The 2780-nt window shown below is 46.5% G+C and carries 3 protein-coding genes and 1 pseudogene; 3 read left to right on the top strand and 1 reads right to left on the bottom strand.

The window, feature by feature from the left end:
• Window positions 1-192 precede the first annotated feature (192 nt).
• Window positions 193-660: a helix-turn-helix domain-containing protein gene (locus tag V6C93_RS30140; protein ID WP_333480368.1), complete on the top strand. Its 468-nt coding sequence runs from the start codon at window positions 193-195 to the stop codon at window positions 658-660.
• Window positions 661-670: 10 nt separating this feature from the next.
• On the opposite strand, the gene V6C93_RS30135 is transcribed toward V6C93_RS30140, so the two are convergent.
• Complete coding sequence (locus V6C93_RS30135) at window positions 671-1159, bottom strand: DUF1772 domain-containing protein (RefSeq protein WP_333480367.1); 489 nt, start codon at window positions 1157-1159, stop codon at window positions 671-673.
• Between the two features lie 532 nt (window positions 1160-1691).
• Here V6C93_RS30135 and V6C93_RS30130 point away from each other — a divergent pair.
• Both V6C93_RS30130 and V6C93_RS30125 read left to right on the top strand, forming a co-directional pair.
• Complete coding sequence (locus V6C93_RS30130) at window positions 1692-2564, top strand: AraC family transcriptional regulator (protein WP_333480366.1); 873 nt, start codon at window positions 1692-1694, stop codon at window positions 2562-2564.
• 2 nt (window positions 2565-2566) lie between these two features.
• Window positions 2567-2780 (top strand): annotated as a pseudogene (locus tag V6C93_RS30125) (hypothetical protein); the annotation flags it as partial.

The following is a 2780-nucleotide window of genomic DNA, read 5'->3' as shown; positions in this document are numbered from 1 at the left end:
TAGAGTCTCCCTCTAGCGGCTGGTTAATTGGGCAACTTCAGGAGTGACTGGATGGCGCGATCGCCCAATTGGAGTTTCAACTAGCAGTGAAACCAGCCATCATTGAATTATGACAACTAATTGTCATTTTGACTATTGATTGTCATTGTAGAGTATCAACTTTTGTAAGAATCTTTGTAAAAATCAACGTCAATGGCAAAGCGAGTCACGAAGAGAACTGAAGCAGGACAGGCGATCGAGGATTTAATCATTGAAATTGTGGCAACCTTCTTTCTGCTCCGCGCAGAAGGGATGCGAATTGGCGTTGTTTCACCTTCAGGAGAGGGTTATTGGAGTGTTTTACGCCTCTTAAAGCTCAATGGGCCGCAGACCGTGCCGCAGCTTGCTCGTTACCGTTATGTGCCGCGTCAGAGTGTGCAGAAGCTAGCCAATGAGATGCTCAAGGATGGTGTGATTGAGTTGGTGAATAATCCTGCTCACAAACGATCAAAACTATTACGTCTCACATCTAGGGGGGATATCGTTTTTCAGGAAATGAGCGATCGCATTGCCAAACTTGCTGAAACGTTAGCCAAACAGCAAGATGCTGCCCAACTGCAAAATGCAGCGGATGTCGTTAAAAAACTGCATGAGCAACTGAGAGAGATGTTAGACCAATAGGGTACTGGAGCTACTTTAACGGCATGACCGTGAATAATACTGCCGCTGCCAATGCTGCGATCGTCCGCACATGGTTCCAGAATGTCCAATCGGTCAGGTATCTTGCCCAGAGTGTTGCCCCTTTTGGGCTGTCGGGCTTCACGCTCGCCAAAGCATCATTCAGCGGCACATTGAATGCGATCGTCACTGCGATCGCGCCAATCAGGTAGAGTAGACTACCCGCTAGCAAATAGAAAGCACTCGGTTGGTGCCACTTAAACAGAACGGAGACCGCTAGAAAAAGGCAAGCGAAAGCCGTTCCAAACAACGCGATCATGAATAACGGATTAATCGCCGTAATGTTCATTGATTGCATCGCGGCAATGCCTTGAGGTGGCTGGAGACGGGCAAGAGCAGGCATCACGAACGTGGAGAAAGCGAAGAACACTCCTGCGACTAACCCACAGCCGAGTGCGGCGACAAGCATTAAGGGGAAGCGCAAATTATTAGCAGTTTCCATAAGCCTCCTATAGATTAATGTCAGTTTGACGGACTAGCCTATGTTGCATAGGGGCAGTCTATTAACCTTAGACTGCCTGTTTCAACGTTTGAACTGCTGTCGGATCACGCGTCCTTTCCACATCCAAAGTCCAGATAGGACAACAATTGGAATGTATACAAACTTAGTTGCAAATGCCTCATTAGATCTGTCCGCTACGGGTTCATAGATGTAGCCGACAATTGGGAAACTCAAAATAATGTGAACCCATCGCAGTATGATTCTTTCGGTACTTAGTTTCATAGGACTCGGTTAATCCATAATCCCAACTGAGATAGTTACATCATCACGGTCTTGGACTTCTGTCGGTACGCAATTTTTCTGCATGTCCTTCTGATTTGTTTTCTGAATTGTTACCCTTCCAGCTTAGAGAAACGATCGATGCTGAACTATCTAATTCTTGTGCAACTATCAAAATCTTGCGGTTAGTTTCAAGCGTGTGATGGAAATCCCTCAATACGGATACAATCGAAACTAGACGCATTGGGTTCGCATGGTGAAAGCTTCTGCTAATCGTCAGCTTGAATGTACTCACTTGCCCGTTCTGTCCAGTCGAGAACAGGGTTGGGAAAACGTCCTGGTTGAGCAATTCCAGCCACCTGCGGGCGAAGCGAGGTTTGATCAGGGCGATGAACATGCAATTTATCTATCTCTTGCACCTCGTCCAGTTCACCTGCTGCAAGTTCAGGGAGGTAAGACCTACGCGGGGCTGTACGGCAAAGGAGACATTTCCATCATGCCTGCCCAGGTACCGTTTTTTTCTCGTTGGGATGGTGACGATCGCTTCTTGCTGATTCGAATTACGTCTCGCTTCATCCAGAATGTTGCGAAAGAAACCATTCACACGAATCCCGATCGCCTGGAACTCCTGCCCATATTTCAGATTCGTGATCCTCAGCTTGAGGCGATTGGGACGCTGCTGCTGACTGAACTCAAGCAGGAAGGTTTAAGTCGGCTCTACATTGAATCACTGGCAAATGTTCTGGCGGTTCATTTACTCAGACAATACGCGGTAACCAAGCCTCAAGTGACAGTGTATGAAGGTGGATTGCCTCAGCGTCAACTTTCACAAGTCTTAGACTACATTGACGACCATTTGGATCACGACATCAAATTGGCAGATTTGGCTGCGTTATTGGATATGAGCCAGTTTCATTTCAGCCACATGTTTAAGCAGGCGATCGGCACATCCCCTTACCAATATCTGCTACAACAGCGAATTGAACGGGCAAAACAATTGCTAAAACAAACCGATCAACCGATTATGGAAATTGCGTTTCAATGTGGATTTAACCATCATAGTCATTTGAGTCAACAGTTTCGACGACTCACAGGCATGACTCCAAAAGCGTTTAGAGCGAATTAATCATGTTGACTGAAGAAGTCCAGTCATTGCGCGCCGATCATAACTTTGCACCCGATACAGCCATTCAAGCCGTTGCCATAGCACTCAGGAAAAATATTGACGAAGTAAGGTTTGACAAAGTTTACAACTTACTCTTCACACGAAAAGTCTGGAATCCCCTTCTCATAGGCTTTCTGGGCTACTTTGCCGTTTTGACAGCTTCCCTAGCTTTACGCC

Source organism: Allocoleopsis sp. (genome assembly GCF_036703385.1).
Classification (GTDB): domain Bacteria; phylum Cyanobacteriota; class Cyanobacteriia; order Cyanobacteriales; family Coleofasciculaceae; genus Allocoleopsis.
The sequence above is the reverse complement of the archived record's forward strand: the minus strand, read 5'-3'. Positions and strand labels throughout refer to the sequence as shown.